Source organism: Pseudanabaena sp. Chao 1811 (assembly GCF_027942295.1).
Lineage (GTDB): Bacteria > Cyanobacteriota > Cyanobacteriia > Pseudanabaenales > Pseudanabaenaceae > Pseudanabaena.
In genome coordinates, this window is sequence record NZ_CP101416.1 from 3,989,121 (window position 1) to 4,008,291 (window position 19,171).

The 19,171-nt window shown below is 42.5% G+C and carries 19 protein-coding genes and 2 tRNA genes; 14 read left to right on the forward strand and 7 right to left on the reverse strand.

All coding sequences use genetic code 11. The features are described from left to right. The first annotated feature begins 68 nt into the window (after window positions 1-68). From rfbC to NMG48_RS18340, 5 genes are all read left to right on the forward strand, one after another. Window positions 69-614 (forward strand): dTDP-4-dehydrorhamnose 3,5-epimerase, encoded by a 546-nt coding sequence (gene rfbC / locus NMG48_RS18320; protein WP_271252871.1) that lies wholly within the window; start codon window positions 69-71, stop codon window positions 612-614. Then, entirely contained in the window at window positions 611-1,630 is a 1,020-nt protein-coding gene (gene rfbB, locus NMG48_RS18325) for a dTDP-glucose 4,6-dehydratase (protein ID WP_271252872.1), read from the forward strand. The genes rfbC and rfbB overlap by 4 nt, the downstream gene beginning before the upstream one ends. After that, the gene (rfbD, locus tag NMG48_RS18330) at window positions 1,627-2,505 is read left to right on the forward strand and encodes a dTDP-4-dehydrorhamnose reductase (protein WP_271252873.1); all 879 of its coding nucleotides are present in this window, start codon (window positions 1,627-1,629) and stop codon (window positions 2,503-2,505) included. The genes rfbB and rfbD overlap by 4 nt, the downstream gene beginning before the upstream one ends. Window positions 2,506-2,563: 58 nt before the next feature. Next, window positions 2,564-3,637, forward strand: a complete 1,074-nt coding sequence (locus NMG48_RS18335) for a glucose-1-phosphate thymidylyltransferase (protein ID WP_271252874.1) — start codon at window positions 2,564-2,566, stop codon at window positions 3,635-3,637. Between the two features lie 175 nt (window positions 3,638-3,812). Further along, window positions 3,813-4,487, forward strand: a complete 675-nt coding sequence (locus tag NMG48_RS18340; protein WP_271252875.1) for an SAM-dependent methyltransferase — start codon at window positions 3,813-3,815, stop codon at window positions 4,485-4,487. Window positions 4,488-4,619: 132 nt separating this feature from the next. On the opposite strand, the gene NMG48_RS18345 is transcribed toward NMG48_RS18340, so the two are convergent. Next, window positions 4,620-4,701, reverse strand: a tRNA-Leu gene (locus NMG48_RS18345). A gap of 262 nt (window positions 4,702-4,963) precedes the next feature. Here NMG48_RS18345 and NMG48_RS18350 point away from each other — a divergent pair. After that, complete coding sequence (locus tag NMG48_RS18350) at window positions 4,964-5,605, forward strand: peroxiredoxin (RefSeq protein ID WP_271252876.1); 642 nt, start codon at window positions 4,964-4,966, stop codon at window positions 5,603-5,605. Window positions 5,606-5,687: 82 nt separating this feature from the next. Here the strand turns inward: NMG48_RS18350 and NMG48_RS18355 are convergent, their stop codons facing one another. Continuing rightward, window positions 5,688-5,999 (reverse strand): NIL domain-containing protein, encoded by a 312-nt coding sequence (locus NMG48_RS18355; protein WP_126386626.1) that lies wholly within the window; start codon window positions 5,997-5,999, stop codon window positions 5,688-5,690. 346 nt (window positions 6,000-6,345) lie between these two features. Here NMG48_RS18355 and NMG48_RS18360 point away from each other — a divergent pair, with 346 nt between their 5' ends. The 4 genes from NMG48_RS18360 to mutS all read left to right on the forward strand — a co-directional run bounded on the left by NMG48_RS18360 (window position 6,346) and on the right by mutS (window position 11,045). Continuing rightward, complete coding sequence (locus NMG48_RS18360) at window positions 6,346-6,714, forward strand: MGMT family protein (protein WP_271252877.1); 369 nt, start codon at window positions 6,346-6,348, stop codon at window positions 6,712-6,714. Continuing rightward, the gene (gene purU / locus NMG48_RS18365) at window positions 6,711-7,589 is read left to right on the forward strand and encodes a formyltetrahydrofolate deformylase (protein WP_345961292.1); all 879 of its coding nucleotides are present in this window, start codon (window positions 6,711-6,713) and stop codon (window positions 7,587-7,589) included. The genes NMG48_RS18360 and purU overlap by 4 nt, the downstream gene beginning before the upstream one ends. A gap of 123 nt (window positions 7,590-7,712) precedes the next feature. Then, complete coding sequence (gene psb28 / locus NMG48_RS18370) at window positions 7,713-8,054, forward strand: photosystem II reaction center protein Psb28 (RefSeq protein ID WP_126386629.1); 342 nt, start codon at window positions 7,713-7,715, stop codon at window positions 8,052-8,054. 282 nt (window positions 8,055-8,336) lie between these two features. Then, window positions 8,337-11,045 (forward strand): DNA mismatch repair protein MutS, encoded by a 2,709-nt coding sequence (gene mutS, locus NMG48_RS18375; protein ID WP_271252879.1) that lies wholly within the window; start codon window positions 8,337-8,339, stop codon window positions 11,043-11,045. On the opposite strand, the gene NMG48_RS18380 is transcribed toward mutS, so the two are convergent. From NMG48_RS18380 to NMG48_RS18400, 5 genes are all read right to left on the reverse strand, one after another. Beyond that, window positions 11,010-11,942 (reverse strand): EAL domain-containing protein, encoded by a 933-nt coding sequence (locus tag NMG48_RS18380; protein WP_271252880.1) that lies wholly within the window; start codon window positions 11,940-11,942, stop codon window positions 11,010-11,012. The genes mutS and NMG48_RS18380 overlap by 36 nt on opposite strands. After that, the gene (locus NMG48_RS18385; protein WP_271252881.1) at window positions 11,923-13,215 is read right to left on the reverse strand and encodes an O-antigen ligase family protein; all 1,293 of its coding nucleotides are present in this window, start codon (window positions 13,213-13,215) and stop codon (window positions 11,923-11,925) included. Before NMG48_RS18385 ends, NMG48_RS18380 begins: the two co-directional genes overlap by 20 nt. 191 nt (window positions 13,216-13,406) lie before the next feature. Beyond that, entirely contained in the window at window positions 13,407-15,041 is a 1,635-nt protein-coding gene (groL, locus tag NMG48_RS18390) for a chaperonin GroEL (RefSeq protein WP_271252882.1), read from the reverse strand. 170 nt (window positions 15,042-15,211) lie between these two features. Then, complete coding sequence (gene groES / locus NMG48_RS18395; protein ID WP_126386633.1) at window positions 15,212-15,523, reverse strand: co-chaperone GroES; 312 nt, start codon at window positions 15,521-15,523, stop codon at window positions 15,212-15,214. A 433-nt stretch (window positions 15,524-15,956) separates the two neighbouring features. Beyond that, the gene (locus tag NMG48_RS18400; RefSeq protein WP_271252883.1) at window positions 15,957-16,511 is read right to left on the reverse strand and encodes a hypothetical protein; all 555 of its coding nucleotides are present in this window, start codon (window positions 16,509-16,511) and stop codon (window positions 15,957-15,959) included. A gap of 336 nt (window positions 16,512-16,847) precedes the next feature. Here NMG48_RS18400 and NMG48_RS18405 point away from each other — a divergent pair, with 336 nt between their 5' ends. From NMG48_RS18405 to NMG48_RS18420, 4 genes are all read left to right on the forward strand, one after another. Further along, window positions 16,848-17,633: a DevA family ABC transporter ATP-binding protein gene (locus NMG48_RS18405; RefSeq protein ID WP_271252884.1), complete on the forward strand. Its 786-nt coding sequence runs from the start codon at window positions 16,848-16,850 to the stop codon at window positions 17,631-17,633. Window positions 17,634-17,676: 43 nt separating this feature from the next. After that, the gene (locus tag NMG48_RS18410) at window positions 17,677-18,429 is read left to right on the forward strand and encodes a class I SAM-dependent methyltransferase (RefSeq protein ID WP_271252885.1); all 753 of its coding nucleotides are present in this window, start codon (window positions 17,677-17,679) and stop codon (window positions 18,427-18,429) included. A gap of 143 nt (window positions 18,430-18,572) precedes the next feature. Beyond that, on the forward strand, window positions 18,573-18,902 hold the full coding sequence (locus NMG48_RS18415) for a hypothetical protein (RefSeq protein ID WP_271252886.1): 330 nt from the start codon (window positions 18,573-18,575) through the stop codon (window positions 18,900-18,902). Between the two features lie 146 nt (window positions 18,903-19,048). Then, window positions 19,049-19,131 (forward strand) — tRNA-Leu (locus NMG48_RS18420). The last annotated feature ends 40 nt before the right edge of the window (window positions 19,132-19,171 follow it).

Here is a 19,171-nt window from a genome sequence, read left to right on the forward strand (position 1 = left end):
AATACAGGTAGAATATTTACAAATTCAAAATCCTGCATTCAATTAGAATAAATTTTAGCAAAAATTGCATGAAAGTTGAAACTACAGCGATTCCCGACGTTTTACTAATTACTCCTAAAGTATTTGCGGATGCGAGAGGATTTTTTTACGAGTCCTATAATTATCAAGCTTTTGCTGAAAAAACAGGATTAAACATTAATTTTGTTCAGGATAATCATTCCCGATCGCAAAAAAATGTTTTGCGAGGATTGCATTATCAAATTGGTAAGCCCCAAGGCAAATTAGTGAGAGCTTTGGTTGGCACAATTCAAGATGTTGCTGTCGATTTACGGAAAAGTTCACCAACTTTTGGACAGTCAGTTAGCTATATTCTCAGCGCCGAAAACTATCAGCAATTGTGGATTCCCGCAGGCTTTGCTCATGGTTTTGCCGTATTGTCTGACGTGGCAGAAGTAGCTTATAAAGCTACAGATTACTATGCACCTGCGGAGGATCGCTGTCTGCTGTGGAATGATCCTGATGTAGCGATCGCTTGGCAGATTAGTGAGACCCCGATTGTGTCTGCTAAGGATGCTGTTGGCAAACTATTAAAAGAAGCGGAGTTATTTGCATGAGTTCAGTAGAAAGATTTCAAAAAGTACTGATCACAGGTGGAGCAGGTTTCATTGGCTCTAATTATGTGCATTATGCCTTGACCCATCATCCAGAATGGGAAATTGTGGTAATCGATAAGCTTACCTATGCGGGCAATCTTGATAATCTCAAGGATATTAGCGATCGCATTACTTTCATTGAAGGGGATATTGCTAATCCCGAAGATGTGGAAAAAGCGGTAAATGGTGTGGATGCAATTCTCAATTTTGCGGCTGAGAGCCATGTTGATCGCAGTCTGCGTGATCCCCTACCCTTCATTCGCACCAATATTGAGGGAACATTACTGTTATTAGAAGCAGCACGCAAGCATCAAATCAAGCGATTTCTCCATGTATCTACCGATGAGGTTTATGGGGATTTAGTTGGTAGCGATCGCCACTCTTTGGAAACCGATCCTCTGTCACCACGCAGTCCTTACGCTGCATCAAAGGCAGGAGCTGAGCATCTGGTATTTTCCTATGGGATTAGTTACGGATTAGATGTGGTAATTACCCGTGGTTCAAATACCTATGGACCTTATCAATATCCTGAAAAGATAATTCCTCTTTTCGTTACCAACGCACTAGAGTCAAAGTCTTTGCCCATCTATGGTAAAGGTGAAGCTGTTCGGGATTATCTGTATGTAGAAGACCATTGCTCAGGTATTGATACGGTACTCCATGCGGGAGAAAGTGGTAACGCCTATAACATTGGTGCGAGGGTACAAATCAATGGAATTGAAGTTGCGACAACTGTTTTAGGATTACTTGACCGCCCTGAATCATTAATGCAGTATGTCAGCGATCGCCCCGGTCATGACTACCGCTATTCCGTTGACCCTAGTGCTGCTGAAAATTTGGGATGGAAACGGAAATGGGACTTTAAACGCGGTATTGCCCAAACCGTTGCTTGGTATCAACAAAATGCGGATTGGTGGCAAGCGGTCAAAGACAAAAAGGTATTCCAAGAGCATTACAAAGAATGGTACACCAGATGACGAATGTACTCAAAGTTGCTTTGATTGGGGCAAATGGTCAGTTAGGTTCAGATATTGTCAGTCACTTTTCGCGAAGCGATGGCTATCAACTCACGGCTTTGACTCGTGCTGATGTGGATATCACACAAGCGGAATCAGTACAAAAGGCTTTGACTAGTCAAAAATTTGATGTAGTGATCAATAGTGCTGCCTATGTAAGGGTTGATGACTGTGAGCAAGAGTTTGAAACAGCTTTCAAGGTCAATGCCTTTGGTGCTTTGCATGTGGCGAGGGCTTGCCGCGAGATTGATGCTCTTTCTGTATATATCAGTACTGATTACGTCTTTCGAGGCAATCAGTCATCTGCCTATACAGAATCAGATCTGCCAGATCCGATCAACATTTATGGCGCATCCAAATTGGCAGGTGAAAATCTAGTGCGTCAAACTACGCCGCGATCGCTAATTTTGCGGATTTCTAGCGTATTTGGTAAGGCAGGGGCAAGTGGTAAAGGTGGCAACTTTATCGAGACAATCATCAAAAAAGCAAAGGCAGGCGATCCTCTAAAGGTCGTCAATGACATGTTTATGTCGCCGACCTATACCTATGACGCAGCTAGGCTGTTAGATGAGCTTTTGCAATCAGGCACTATCGGAGTAATTCATGGAGCGAATACAGGCATTTGCTCATGGCATGAATTTGCGACTCAAGCTCTGAAGCTCGCCAATATCTCCCATCCCATTGAGTCAATTCCTGCTTCTACCTTTCCCACTAAAGCAACTAGACCGATGAATTCGGCGCTTACTAGCGATCGCTTAGAAAGTATCACAACTTTTAAAATGCGTCCTTGGCAAGAAGCTCTGACTGCTTATTTAACCGAAAAATCCTATCGTTAGTTTTAGAATGGGCAGTGCAAAGCGCTGCCCATCTTCGTATTCACTATCCCAAAAACATATGAAAGCTCTCATTCTCTCTGGTGGTAAAGGCACAAGATTACGACCACTCACCTATACAGGTGCAAAACAACTAGTACCTGTGGCTAATAAGCCGATTCTTTGGTATTGCATTGAAAGTATTGTTGCAGCAGGTATTACGGATATTGGTATTATTATTAGTCCTGAAACTGGCGAGGAAGTAAAAACCAAAACAGGCAATGGCGATCGCTTTGGCGCAAAGATCGAATATATTCTGCAAGCTGAACCTCTAGGACTAGCCCATGCAGTTAAGATTGCCCAGCCATTCCTTGGTGATGATTCTTTCATCATGTTCCTTGGTGATAACTTAATCGAATCCCAATTGGAGAAGTTTTTAGCCAATTTCCAGCAGAAACAACTGGATGCTCTTATCTTATTGCGACAGGTGGCTGATCCTACTGCTTTTGGGGTTGCGACCGTTGATGAAACAGGCAAGGTGCTGCAACTAGTGGAAAAGCCAAAGAATCCTGCATCAAATCTGGCACTAGTCGGTGTGTATTTCTTTAAAAACACAATTCATACGGCGATCGCCCAAATTGCACCATCGGCTAGAGGTGAATTAGAAATTACCGATGCGATCCAGAAACTAATTGACACTGATAAAAATGTAGCTGCTTCAGAACTAGAGGGTTGGTGGCTAGATACAGGTAAAAAGGATGACATTCTCGCTGCCAACCAGATTGTGCTGGATGCCCGACTGAAGTCGAAGAATCTAGGCGAAGTGGATGCTGACAGCAACATTAGCGGACGTGTTGAAATTGGAGTAGGCTCTAAAGTTACTAACTGCAAAATTCGAGGGCCTGTAGTTATTGGTGAAAACTGTCATCTCGAACATGCCTATATTGGCCCCTACACGAGCATTAGCGATCGCGTCACGATTATCGATACTGATATTGAACATAGCGTGATCCTCAATGATACTAATATTACGGGTATCCATCAGCGCATTGTTGACAGTGTGCTTGGACAGAGGGTAAAAATGCAGGTTTCACCGAAACGTCCACAAGCATTACGATTTCTCGTCGGTGATGATTCTCAACTGGAAATTATGTAATTTGAATTAATAGATATTTAAGCTGTTCTTCGCACCGCTTAAATATCTATTACAGCCTATTTAAGGTTTGTGTAGTACAGATAAATTTTGAAAAAGCTTGCGAAGCAAGCTTTTTCAAAATTTATCTGGGTTTTAAGAAAGCGCAAAGCGCTGTAACTTGAGCCTAAAGTGAAAAATGATATTAGATCAGATTGTGCCTTTTGGAAGGTCAAAGGCTGAATATGAGTTGATGTTTGGGTTGTCGGATGGCGATCGCCATAAATCCATCATTGGTATTGGTGATGGACCCGCGAGCTTTAATGCCGAGATGACCACCGCAGGTTATCGAGTTACATCGATAGATCCCATATATCAATTTACGGCAAGCGAAATCAAAAGCCGCTTTGATGCTTGTGTAGACAATATTATTGAGCAGGTGCGGAATACGCCAGACAATTGGGTATGGAGCTATCACAAATCTCCTGATGATTTACGTGCTAATCGCGAAAATGCGATCGCGCTATTTCTAGAAGATTATGATCGCGGTAAAGCTGAAGGCAGATATATCAAGGCTGAATTGCCGAAACTAGAGTTTCCTAATCAACAATTTCAGCTTGCGCTCTGTTCCCATTTTCTATTTCTCTATTCCGAGCATCTAAGTTTTGAGTTCCATTTAGAATCAATTCGTGAACTCTGTCGCATTGCCGAAGAAGTCAGGATTTTTCCATTGCTAACACTTGCTCAAATGCGATCGCCTTATATCAATCAAGTATGTAGCATTCTAGCTAGCGAAGGCATTAGTTCAGAAATTGTGCAAGTTCCCTACGAATTACAAAAGGGTGGCAATCAAGCAATTATCTTTCGACAATAAAAAAGCTCGCCTAGCGAGCTTTTTTACAGCAATTACTGAGCAAATGAACCCCAAGAAAAATTTTGAAAGCGTTGCAAAGCAACGCTTTCAAAATTTTTCTTGGTTTGGGTTTGAGCGCAAAGCGCTGTATGATGCGGAACGGGGGACTTGAACCCCCAAGTCTTTCGACACATGTACCTGAAACATGCGCGTCTACCAATTCCGCCAGTTCCGCGTTTGGTATTTTGGGACTAATAGCAATTAGCTGTTAGCTTGTAAGTGAGATATTGCTTCTCACTCGCAGATATCAAGTTTGCTGTAAAGCTTGCACAATGTCAATAATCAAAACCCATAAAGTAAAGTTAAGCCTAACTCTAGTTTATAGTTTTTATGCCATAATCTACAGTAAAGCGATGGGAATACCGCGTTATAAGACTGGCGATTTTCCCAGTAATCTTGTATCTTAGATTTGTAACAACGAAGACTGAACTAAAACTATGACACTGCGTTTAGGCGATACCGTACCCGATTTTACTCAAGACTCTACTGATGGCGTGATTAATTTTCATGAGTGGATCGGTGATAACTGGGCGATTCTATTTTCGCACCCTAAAGATTTCACCCCTGTTTGCACCACTGAGCTAGGAACCGTTGCTAAGCTCAAGCCAGAATTTGATAAGCGCAACATTAAAGCGATCGCTTTGAGTGTTGATGGTGTTGAATCTCACAAGGGATGGGTTGGCGATATTGAAGAAACCCAAAGCACCAAGCTTAACTACCCTATTCTTGCCGATGAAGACAAGAAGGTTTCTGAACTTTATGGTATGATTCACCCTAATTCCGCCACAGGTAATACATTGACTGTGCGATCGGTATTCATCATTGATTCCAATAAGAAGCTTCGCCTCACCTTGACCTATCCTGCTAGCACAGGTCGCAACTTTGATGAAATTTTGCGCGTGATTGATTCACTGCAATTGACTGACAACTACAGCGTTGCTACACCTGCTAACTGGAAAGATGGTGATGACTGTGTGATTGTGCCTTCAGTTTCTGATGAGGAAGCTAAGACCAAATTCCCTAAAGGTTTCAATCCTGTGAAGCCATACTTACGTTTGACTCCTCAGCCTAACAAGTAATTGCCCAAAGTTCTCTGTGCTAAGCACAGAGAACTTTGAAAACAAAACAAAAAGGCTTGCTTAGCAAGCCTTTTTGTTTTGTTTACCAGCTTTCGTCCTCGACAGCTGTTTTATCCCAAATTTCTAAATCTAGCTCTTCTAGATAAATAATTCCACTTTGTATTTGTTGGGTTGTTCCAGTTAGTTCTAAGGTGAACCAGCCATCATCTTCTGGATTTTCTCCAAGAAGTGCAGCAATGATAGTCACAGTCAGTCCGTGTTCACAGGAGAGGCGAGAGATAATTGGCTCTCCGTAGCAACTTCTCGGTACGCGCATAGCTATACGTGTAGTCGTCCGTCGCTTTTCCTCTATATTTACGGTAGCTCTGGAATCGATGCATTCCGCCGCTAGCATTGAAGTTTCTCCAGTGCAAATGTCTTAATGTTTTGACATAACTATGATAGCTAAAGTTTTACGGAAATGAAAGTGATTTGAGTCACCAAATCGATAAAGAGTATAAAGTTTTACTATCTAGATATTTAGATGATGCTTTACCACGGTTTTCAATGAGGGCATACTCATTGAAAACTAATTTAACGTCAGTTCGACGAAGGCGGAAAATGGTAAAAATCGCTAAGCGATTTTTACCATTTTCCGCCATTTGCGCGGCGCGAAGCGCCGCGCAAATGGCGTTATCGAACTCACGTTAATTTATGTTCTTAATGGTATGAGGCGTTTAGCGGCTGCATATTTGCTAATTATGACCAAAGCAGCAACAAGTTACGATCGCATTTACGAAATTGTGCGTCAAATTCCACGGGGTTACGTGTCTACCTATGGACAGATTGCTGAGCTTGCCAATTTAGCGAGAAAAGCCCGTGTAGTCGGCTATGCACTCTATCGTGTGGATATGCAATCTTTAGATGTGCCTTGGCAGCGAGTGGTGAATGCCAAGGGGGAAATTTCACTGTCGCCTTTACGCTTTGGGACTGACTATTTGCAGCGATCGCTTCTTGAGGCAGAAGGAATTATTTTCAGTCCCACAGGTAAAATCGATCTACGCAAATATTTATGGAAACCTGATTTAGGATGGGCAGTGACAAGCGCTGACCATCGCAATATTAAATAACTATGACAACTGCAACTTTACTAGTTTCTTGTCCAGATCAAAAAGGCTTAGTCGCAAAAATTTCGGACTGGGTGTTTTCCCACGGTGGCAATATTCTCCATGCCGATCAACATTCTGATAGCACGGCAGGGCTATTTTTAATGCGGGTTGAATGGGAATTAGATAGCTTCGATCTGACACGAGAAGAGATTGCACCGACCTTTGAGAAATTAGCGATCGATATCCATGCTAAATGGAATATTCATTTTTCTGACTATGTACGCCGTATTGCCATTTTTGTCTCGAAACAGGATCACTGTTTGTATGATTTGATCCTGCGGCAGCGATCGCATGAACTTGATGCCGTGATCCCCGTTGTCATTAGTAACCATCCTGATTTAGAAAAGGTCGCGCATAACTTTGGGATTAATTATCATCACATTACGATCAATCCTGAAAACAAGTTAGAGCAAGAGAAAAAACAATTAGATTTGCTGAAACAATACAAAATTGACTTGGTGGTTCTGGCGAAATATATGCAGGTACTCAGCCCAGATTTTCTGTCGAAGTTTTCGCAAGTAATTAATATCCATCATTCCTTTTTGCCTGCTTTTGCGGGGGCAAATCCCTATCAGAGAGCCTATAAGCGTGGCGTAAAGATTATTGGGGCAACGGCTCATTATGTAACCGATGAACTCGATGAGGGACCAATTATTGAGCAGGATGTGATTCGGGTGTCCCATCGCGATTCAGTTACCGATCTGATTCGTAAAGGTAAAGACCTAGAGCGAATTGTTTTGGCTAGGGCTGTCAGACAACATTTACAAAACCGAGTATTGGTTTATGGGCAATCTGCTAGCTCAGGTTTAGGACTGAGGACTGTAGTATTTGATTAGGCGCAAAGACTAAAAGCTGAAAACTGAATGTGATTGGCAACACATTTAATCTGCATAGTTGATGCTTTTAGGTTATGTTAATAACATTACAAATTTTAACAATTTTTATTCAAGGTTTTAAAAATGACAGCAAGAATACAGTTAGCGATCGGCATTGATGAAGAAGCTTCCGATGTGAAAATCACACGGTCTAAGGATGGAGATACCAGTGTTGCTGTGTTTTTCTTTGAGTCGCCTAACTGTATGACTGGTCCAAATGCGGCTACTAACGAGATTTTGGGGATGTACATGATTGATGAAGAAGGTGAGATTATCACCCGCAACGTCAATGCTAAATTCATCAATGGTAAATCAGCAGGGATTGAGGCGATTCATAAAATTAATGGACAATACGAATGGGAACGCTTTTTGAGATTTATGAATCGCTATGCTGAAGCGAATGGGATGAGTCTTAATAAGGCTTAAAAACCCTATTGCCAATTTAATTGAAAATTTTGCAAACCCCAGTTTTCTACAGAAAACTGGGGTTTATTTTGATGGCAATTTACGATCGCTTTTATGATTTTCAGAGATGCGTGATCGCCCAAGTAACATCAAGCACCAAGATAGAAGTAAGTAAAAGCCCTAAAAGCTGTCACAGCTTTTGTTTCTATTTTTTAATTATGCCTAGCTACTTAGACACAATTCGTTAAAGACAGGATGACGTTTACAATGGGTTTTACCATGTTGTTTTATGTCTGAAATTTAATGGCTGAATTAGTTCTGTCCTCGGCTCAAATCAATCGCGCTGCCCTTACACCAATGATGCTGCACTATATCGAAATGAAGGAGCAGTATCCCCATGCGGTGATGCTGTATCGATTAGGGGATTTTTTTGAGGCGTTTTTTGAGGATGCAGAACTAATTGCGCGGGAATTAGAACTAGTCCTGACGGGGCGCGATGGCGGTAAGGCGATCGGACGGATTGCGATGGCAGGAATTCCGCACCATGCGCTCGATCGCTATGCCAATCAGTTAGTTGAAAAGGGCTACTCGATCGCTGTTTGCGATCAAATGGAATCGGCGGCAGAAGCACAGGGACTAGTCCGCCGTGAAGTCACGCGAGTAATTACCCCCGGAACCGTGATCGAGGAGGGGATGCTGGCGGCGAAGAAAAATAATTTTTTAGTGGCGATCTCTAATGGTGGGGACAACTGGGGTTTAGCCTATACCGATATTTCCACAGGTGAATTTGCGGTCACACAGCTAAATAGCACTGAGCATCTCATTCAAGAACTCTTGCGCTTGCAACCTGCGGAAGTTCTTATTCCCATTGATGTGCCGAATCCGCAATTATTTCGTGGTTCCAAATCGGAGAAAGCTGCCGATTTTTGGGAAGGAATTGCCCAGAAAAAGCAATCTTCTCTTCCTGAACCCTTTAGCGCTTTACCTGAGAGCTTTTGCTATACGCCGCGATCGCAATCCTCTTTTGCGTTAGCCGAAGCCAAACAAAGGATTCTTGAGACATTTAGAGTGCGATCGCTAGAGGGATTTGGCTGTCAGTCTTTACCCTTGGCAATTAGAGCCGCAGGTGGAATTTTAGAATATTTAGAATCGACTCAAAAAAGCGTAAAGATGCCTTTGCAAGGGATTTCCACCTATGCGATCGCGGATTATTTAATTCTCGATAACCAAACGCGCCGCAATCTGGAAATTACCCAAACCGTGCGCGATGGCACATATTTTAGTTCTCTACTTTGGGCTTTGGATAAAACGACGACGGGTATGGGTAGCCGTGCTTTGCGACGTTGGCTATTGCAACCTATTAAGGATATTGCCGCGATTAACGAACGTCTCGATACAATTTCTGAATTATATAAGCAACATTCTCTCCGTAAGAATCTCAGAAGTTGCTTGAGTCAAATTTACGATATTGAAAGGCTATGCAGTCGGATCGGTGCAGGTACGGCTAATGGACGAGATCTCATCGCTGTAGCTATATCCCTAGATCGAATGCGTGATGTTGCTGATGTTGTGGCAAAGTCCAACTCCCGCTATTTAAAGGCTCTGCAATCCGTACCATCGGAACTGCTTCAATTGGGCGCACAGTTGCAAAAAACTTTAGTGGAAGAACCACCGATTTATATTACGGAAGGAAATATCATTCGGTCGGGAGTGAATGAGCAGTTAGATCATCTGCGCCAACAGAGTCGTGATGATGTGGAATGGTTGGCAGCCTTTGAGAAACAGGAAAAGGAACGCACGGGCATTAACACGCTCAAAGTTGGCTTTAACAAAGCTTTTGGCTATTACATTAGTATCTCTCGCGGCAAGAGTGAACAGGCTCCCGCCGACTATATCCGCAAGCAAACGCTCACCAATGAAGAACGCTACATTACCCCTGAATTGAAGGAACGGGAAACGCGGATTCTCAATGCGGATAATGAATTGAAACAATTGGAATATGATATTTTCGTGGAACTACGATCGCTTGCGGCAAAACACATCGAACCAATGCGAACTCTGGCGACTGCCCTCGCCGCCGCCGATGTGCTATGTAGTCTCGCGGAAGTTGCTGTCACCTATAACTATTGCCGTCCTGAAATCAAAAGCGATCGCGCTATTGCTATTCACAATGGTCGTCATCCAGTCGTTGAGCAGTCCCTACCCGCAGGCTTTTTTGTTCCCAATTCCACCTATCTCGGTCATGATGACCAATCCCCTGATTGCCCCGATTTGATTGTCCTAACGGGACCGAATATGAGTGGCAAAAGTATCTATTTGCGGCAAGTGGGACTAATTCAATTAATGGCACAGGTGGGGAGTTTTGTGCCTGCGGAGTCGGCAACCTTGGGCATCTGCGATCGCATTTTTACCCGTGTGGGCGCAGTCGATGACCTCGCTACAGGGCAATCCACATTTATGGTGGAAATGAATGAAACCGCGAATATTCTCAACCATGCCAAAGAAAATTCTCTCGTACTCCTCGATGAGATTGGGCGCGGTACTTCTACCTTTGATGGCATGGCGATCGCATGGTCAGTTGCCGAATATATCGCCAATAAGATCAAGGCTAGAGGCATATTCGCCACCCATTATCACGAACTGAATGAACTCGCCAGTCTGCTCCCTAATGTCGCCAACTTCCAAGTCACGGTGAAGGAATTGGAAGATGAAATAATTTTCTTACACCAAGTTCAAGAGGGAGGCGCAGATCGCTCCTATGGCATCGAGGTGGGACGCTTGGCAGGTTTGCCGCCCAGTGTGATTAGTCGCGCTAAACAAGTGTTAGAACAAATCGCAAAAAATAGTCATATTGCCACAGGTTTGCGATCGGGCGGTTCGGAGAAAATATCCAATAAATCTGATGACAAATCCTCTAAGGCATCATCAAAACCTAAGAGAGATTTAACTCAAGATTCCCAAATGACCATTGATGATTTACTTACCGCCAAAGATGGATTCAAAAAAATCTGAGATCACGTCCCACGCATGACGATCTTTAAAAAGGTCAATCCCCATAAAACTTTTGAAGATATATAACAAAATTAGGATTGCGATCGCACTGACAATAATTCTAGAGATCAGCAAGCTAACTAATCCAAAGGTTTTGGGATTATCTTGGGGTTGACTGAGGGAATATCCCTGCACACCTTTTACTCCCAGCTCGCTAGCAAATTTCAAAGAGTATTTATCATCAATACCTTTGACAATGCATTGTTTTTGAAATACTTTGCTGATGTAAGAGATTGCGATCGCTATTTGTTTCTGAGACGAAGATAAAGACTTTCGGGCAAAGCTGCGATCTAGCTTAATCATCGAGATTGGTAGCTCTTGGAGTTGTAATAAGGAAAAATATTTGCCAGTAAAGTCATCAATTACAATCGAACAGCCAATCATTTTCAGTTCTGTGATTAATGTGATCGCCTGTGGTTGCATTTGGCACAGCATTTCTTCTGCAATTTCAAAACTGATGCGCTTTGCCAATACATTATATTGACTAAGCCATTTATGGAGTTGCTCAGGAAATTTTTGATCCGTAAAAATCTCGTTGGACAGATTGATCGAAACTTTGACTTTAGGCTGCTGCTGCAAGACTTCAATGGACTTTTCCACAACAATGCGATCCAGTTGACAGAGCAACTGCGTATTTTGGAGAGCCATTAACAATTCCTGCGGCTGTCTCAAATTCCCCTGCATGTCTCGCCAGCGTACTAGCACCTCATTATGCAGCACAGTTCCTGTTGCCAATTCATAAACAGGCTGAAACCACAGCTCAAACTTATCTGCTTCTAAACGGATCTCTGGAAAATCTTCTTCTATCTGGAGATCAATGTGGGCAGTGGCAAGGGGATCAAATTCGGTTTCCATCATCTTTTGAGGTTGTGGTTAATCCAGTTAATCCATACATAGCGCCAAGCAAAGACCACAACAGCATACTAATGCGTGGTTCATAAAATACTAAATCTAGCCACCCCGACAGTAAACATACGGTAATGCTGATCGCTGTTATGACCATTGTACCTTCGGTAGCTGGAGCAAATTTAGATTGCAGCGATTTCCAAATTGTCCAGATCATAATGCTGATAAAGCCTAACAGTGCGGGTATCCCAGAACCAACAGCGATTGCTAAGAACAAATTATGCTCATGGGGTAAACCATGCAAATCATAGTTCATTGATTTAGCAATGAGGGGAAAATTGCGTAAACCCCAACCTTGAATCGGATGTTGCGAAATCAGCGATATCGCGAATTGCCAAGCATTTAAGCGATCGGCAGTGGAAGCATAGTCGCCTAGTTTGGGATCGACAGTGCTAGCAAGGCGATTCACAAATCCTTCTGGTAATAGCGATCGCAATGCTTCACCTCCTAACCCAAATTTCTGCCCAAACACAGCCCATGCAATTATTAACATTCCAAATCCAAATCCTGCTACAAGTTTCCATTGACGGTAGTACAGGGCAATGGCGACAAACTCTAAAATTGCTAATACCCAAGCATTCCGAGAACCTGTAAGAATGAGTACACAGATTCCCAAAGCAAGCGCAATTAGGGCAATCCAATTTTGAGATTTAGAAATGCTTTTAACTTTCCCAAGGGCAAAATGAAACGCGATCGGAATAATGGTTAATAAGTAAACTGCGGTTTCATTAAAATGTCCAAAGAATGACTGAATGCGGCGATCGGGACTAAAGCCCATCGGGATTGGATAACTCTCAAAAATAACCTTGGGAAAGATCCATTCAGGACGATCAATAATTGCTTGCAAAATCCCAAATCCACTCACAAAAATGCAACTAAGGACTAATAACCACAAGAAGTGAATGAATTGAGATGGGGTACGAATAATGTAGCTAGTGGTGGCAGCTAAGAGAAAATAAGGCAGAAAATTAGCTAATCCCCCTGCGGCAGTGCCGATATCAAAAGCGATCATTGTCGTCAGGATCATCCATGCCGACAAACCTAAATAGGCAGTGCTAATTGGCGAGGCGATCGCTTTCCAGCCATAACGAAATAAAACGAAGATAGCCAACAATGCTGTAAAAGCTGGCACAAATACATTACTGATAGGCAGCAAAATAGCCATACTTTGTAAGCATTTCCACTCCAACTGCAATTTTTGATCTTCAGTCGGTTTCCAAAACATCTTCTATTAACCCTATAACTTTATGATATAAAACCGAAAAGAGAGTTGTGATGCAAAACACCATAACTCTCTTTTCGGTTTTAATTTTTCCTAGTTCTACCCACAATGAAGCCCCACTTTGCCATGAAATACTAACCCAAAAAATTAAAGGGAGCGCAACGCGCTCCCTTTAATTTTACAAAGATTGATAATTAGTAGTCGAAGTCGCCACCAGCAGCCATTGCGCCACCAGCACCAGCACCCTTATCCTCAGGCTTATCAACGATGATGCACTCGGTGGTCAGGATCATGCCAGCGATCGATGCTGCGTTTTGTAGCGCAGAACGAGTCACCTTCGCAGGATCAACAATACCAGCCGCAAACATATCTTCAAATTCGCCAGTAGCAGCATTGAAGCCAATATTAAATGACTTTTCGCGTACATTTTCAGCGATTACTGCGCCGTTAAAGCCTGCGTTTTGAGCGATGCGCTTAACGGGAGCAGCTAAAGACTTAGAAACGATAATTGCACCAGTCAACTCTTCGCCAGTCAAGTTAGCATTTGCCCAAGTAAATAACTCAGGAGCAAGGTGAGCCAAGGTTGTACCACCACCGGGGACAATACCTTCTTCTACAGCAGCCTTGGTTGCATTGATTGCATCTTCGAGACGAAGCTTACGATCCTTCATTTCGGTTTCAGTTGCAGCACCAACCTTGATTACTGCTACGCCACCAGAGAGCTTAGCCAAACGCTCTTGGAGTTTTTCCTTGTCGTAGGAAGATTCAGTTTCTTCGATTTGACGACGGATTTGCTCAACACGGGTCTTAACTGCGGCTTCGTTACCGTCAGCAACAATGGTGGTGCTGTCCTTGGTGATGATTACGCGGCGAGACTTACCGAGTTGATCAATCTTAACGGAATCAAGACGGAGACCAGCATCTTCGGTAATGACTTGAGCGCCTGTGAGGATAGCAAGGTCTTCGAGCATTGCCTTGCGGCGATCGCCAAATCCAGGAGCCTTGATGGCAGCAACGTTGAGAACGCCACGGAGACGGTTGACGACGAGAGTTGCTAGAGCTTCTTTCTCGATATCTTCAGCAATGATGATCAAAGGACGACCAGCACGAGCAACTTGCTCAAGTACAGGTACTAGTTCTTGCACGAGGGCAATCTTCTTGTCGGTGATCAAGAGCAAGGGTTCTTCAAAGGAAGCTTCCATACGCTCAGCATCGGTAACGAAGTAAGGAGAGATATAGCCCTTATCAAAGCGCATACCTTCGGTAACTTCGAGTTCAGTTACCATGGACTTACCTTCTTCAAGGGAAATCACACCTTCCTTACCAACCTTGTCCATCGCTTGAGCGATCATTGCGCCGACTTCTTCATCATTACCAGCAGAGATGGTTCCAACTTGAGCGATCGCCTTAGAATCTTCAATGGGCTTAGCATGTTCCTTGATCTTGCCAACCAAGAAAGTAGTTGCCTTATCGATACCGCGCTTAAGAGCGATCGAGTTAGCACCAGCCGCTACGTTACGCAGACCTTCCTTAACAATGGCATGAGCCAATACGGTTGCAGTGGTGGTTCCATCACCAGCAGCATCGTTAGTCTTAGAAGCAGCTTGACGAATCAAAGCTACACCAGTATTTTCAACGTTATCTTCTAGTTCAATTTCCTTAGCAATGGTGACACCATCATTAACGATTTGAGGAGAACCAAATTTCTTCTCAAGAACTACGTTACGACCCTTAGGACCAAGAGTCACAGCAACGGACTCCGCCAAAATATCCATACCACGCTCAAGGGCGCGACGTGCATCTTCGTTGTAAATAATTTTCTTAGACATAATTTTTAGTGGTTTAAGGACTAGATGATTTTTGATTTGGGCTATTAGCTTTTAGCTTTTAGCGGTTAGCTTTTTTGAAAGAAGATAATTTTCTTTAATTCTCTTGATAATTAGCAGATCGCTAGATTAGCTAGAAGCCAACAGCTAACAGCTAATAGCCAACAGCTAAACTATGAAACGATCGCTAAAATATCTTTTTCGGCTAGCAATACATACTCATCAGAGCCGAGTTTGATGTCAGTGCCAGCATATTTGGAGTAAAGAACTTTGTCTCCAACTTTAACTTCGAGGGCTTGGCGAACACCTTTGTCATCAAGTTTGCCAGGACCTACTGCTGCAATTTCGCCAACTTGGGGCTTTTCTTTTGCGGTCTCAGGTAGGAAAATACCACCTGCGGTCTTTTCTTCTTTAGCGCTTACTTTGATAAACACGCGATCGGCTAAAGGCTTTACAGTTGTTACGTTTAATGTGGTTGTTGCCATAGGTATTCACTCATTGGACTAGCATTTTGAGGCTTTGTCTAGAGTGTTTTAGCACTCTAGGTGACTGAGTGCTAATTTAACCGAAAGGGTTGCAATGTCTATAGTGTGGTTTACCGAACTGAAGGTAGACAAGCCAACACAACTAGGTTTTATTGCCAATTTACAGCGCTAAGCGCCCAAATCCGAACCAAGAAAACTTTATAAAAGCGTTGCTTTGCAACGCTTTTATAAAGTTTTCTTGGGGGTTCTTTTGATCGAAAACTGCTGTAATTAACGCGAGTTCGGGATAATTTAAAACGGGTTTTGAGAGAGAGTTTGCGTAGCAAACTCTCTCTCAAAAAACAAAAGTAAAAGCCTTGCATAGCAAGGCTTTTACTTTTGTTTTTTTTAAATTTGCCAGCTTAACTCGAACTGACGTTAATTAGCAATTTTCCTACAACCGTTCTGAGGCATTTGTTTTGATTAATTTTAGGACTGAGGTTCTGAGATTGTGGATGGTTTGCTTGTCCTCTTCTTCAGAAGTGTAGGTCACATCATCAGGAATATTGTTAGACAATTGCTCATCCTCGGTAGGCTTTTTCTCTAAGCGATCGCATAGAGCCTCCAAATGTGTGACTAGCTGTACTGGTATATGTGGTGAGACCAGATCAAGATTGGGATGATTGGGTAAATCATCACAGGGACAGCAAACGGGTGTACGAGGACCTACCCCCAAGGTTGGTACAAGTAAATTACAACGAGCACAGGCAATTATTTCCCATTGATTGCTAAGTAGGTCGCTAATTGTTTGGTCAGTACCACTTAAATATGCTTCGTTCGCTTTGGTCGTACTAATCTCATCCCAGAGATTGTTAAATATGGTGGAATACCTTTCACCCTTCAAAATTTGATAGATATGAACCTGCTTGCTTTGGCTTGATAGACTTACGGTTTTGCCCATCTGCATCCATTGAGCAAGATAATTTTTGACTAAGGTTCGAGATGCCATGGTTTAGAACCTTTGATAAATAATCAAATTGAGTTGCTGTAGGCAGTCAATAAATATGCCTATCATATAGTTAATATAGTCTGAGAGCTTCATAAATAATCTGAACAAATCTTTTATTTTTTCATTTACCTAAGCTATATAGCAGTCCCCAAGCCTTTGTAGATGTTTTGGTTTATGGAATCGCAACCCTTTTCGGTGCAATTCCATAAACCGCTTAGAACAAAATCAAAACCCCAAAGAGAATTGCAGAGTAAAGCGTTCCCAATCTTTTTGAGGTTTTATGTCCTAACTCAAATGGCTATAGCTATACTTATTTTGTCTATAGGTTACTAGACTATGCTTGAAACTCCTTACGCGCCTTCATCATCAGTTCTTGCTCATACGGAACCATCAATTAAAATCCGCAACTTAAATTTTCACTATGGCGAAGGTGATTTATTTAAGCAGGTTTTGTTTGACATCAATTTAGATGTCTATCCTGGGCAGATTGTAATTTTGACAGGTCCTTCTGGTTCAGGCAAAACAACGCTTTTGACATTGATTGGGGCTTTACGCACAATTCAAGATGGGAGTCTACAAGTTTTAGGACAAGAACTCAGAAATCTCCATCCTAAAAAGTTAGTACAGATTCGCAAAAATATTGGTTTTATCTTTCAAGCCCACAATCTCTTTCACTCATTAACCGCAAGGCAAAATGTGATGATGTCTACGGATTTGTTTCAGCATGAGGGCGGAAATGCAGTAGCTTCCAATAAGGCTGCCGAAATTTTAACAGCGCTGGGGCTAGGACAACGCATTGACTATAAACCCCATGAGCTATCGGGTGGACAAAAGCAACGGGTGGCGATCGCTCGTGCTTTGGTCAATCGTCCAAAGTTAATTCTCGCAGATGAGCCAACGGCAGCACTGGACAAAAAATCTGGGCGTGATGTGGTGACACTGATGCAAAAAATGGCAAAGGAAGAAAATATCACGATTTTGATGGTGACTCATGATAACCGTATCCTTGATGTGGCTGACCGCATTGTGAACTTAGTCGATGGCAATTTGGAATCAGATAATGTGGTCAATGACACGATGCTAAGTGCTGTCAATGGTGAGTCACGTACATTTATGCTGTAATGATGGCGCTTTGTCCTGTCATTCCTAGTGAACGATCAACTTCATGCAAGATTTAAAAAATAATTCAACTGACTTTCAAAGCAACTCTGGGTTTCGATACCACTGTCCACTCTGTGATTCTAGTTTAGAAACATTTTTACCTTTTGGTCTGGACTTTCCCGTACTGAAAGAAAAAAGCATTATTGGGGGTGGGCAACGCGATCATGCCCTCTGTCCTAACTGTGGATCACTTGATCGCGAACGATTAGTTTATTTGTACTTAAAAAACAAAACTAATATTTTTGAACAGCCTACAAAATTGCTACACATGGCTCCAGAACTCAAACTGGAAAACATCTTGAGACAGCAGAAAAATATTGATTATTTATCAGCCGATCTTTATCTAGAAAGGGTAATGGTCAAGATGGATATTACCAATATGGCTTGGGAGGAGGCTACATTTGACGCGATTATTTGCAATCACATTTTAGAGCATATTATTGATGATCATCTGGCGATGTCGGAGCTGTATCGAGTCTTAAAGCCTAATGGTTGGGCGATTTTACAAGTCCCAATTTCCTATGCGATCGCCCAAACCTACGAAGATGCCACGATGATTACACCAGAGCAACGTGAGCAAGCCTTTGGACAATCTGATCATGTCCGCATTTATAGCCATGATTACTGCGATCGCTTGAAGCAGGTTGGATTTAAAGTCGATGTTTTTGAGTGGATCAAAGATGACCAGTTATTTGGTGGTCAAGAAAATAAATTTGGCTTAATCAAAGAAGAGAGAGTCTTTTTTGTAACTAAATAGTCTCTACTAAACAATAGAGGTCACACTTTGTGTGACCTCTATTGTTCCTTGTGTTCAAAGGTTAAATTTTAACTGTTGCTTCTCGAAGCTAGCAAAACCTATGATGAAATCTAGATGAACTCTAATTTGAGAGCAAACTTTCTATGACTACAATCCGTAAAGTAACTGGCGATCCTAATGAATTTTGGAGTGAACTCAGTTGGAGCGATCTGACCAGTGCTGAGCAAGAACTCTGGACACAGTTAGGCTGGAATGAAGAAAATTGGGATGACGGACTGGATTTTCCTGAATGGGATGACTTGTCAAGTGAAGACCAAAAACTTTGGGGAGTATTAGGTTGGACTCAATCTAGCTGGGAAGGAGAAGATGACATTCCTGCGTCTGCGGACAAATCTTGGGAAGAGCTAACTAGTGAAGAACAAGCTGCCGCTACTCAAATTGGTTATACCCAAGACAAATGGGACAACGAATAAAAATTATGTCGCGGCTTTGATGTGGCATAAATCACTTAAAGCCTTACTGAATAAGGCTTTAAGTTAATTTATCTAGATAATTTACAAAATTATCAAAATTCTGATGTTAAAGTTACGCATTTCGGGTTAAAATAACAAAGCCTTTCGGGGGTGTGGCGGAATGGTAGACGCTACGGACTTAAAATCCGTTGACCGCAAGGTCGTAAGGGTTCAAGTCCCTTCACCCCCACTTTATGACTTTACAAAAAAGCCCTGCACTAAGCAGGGCT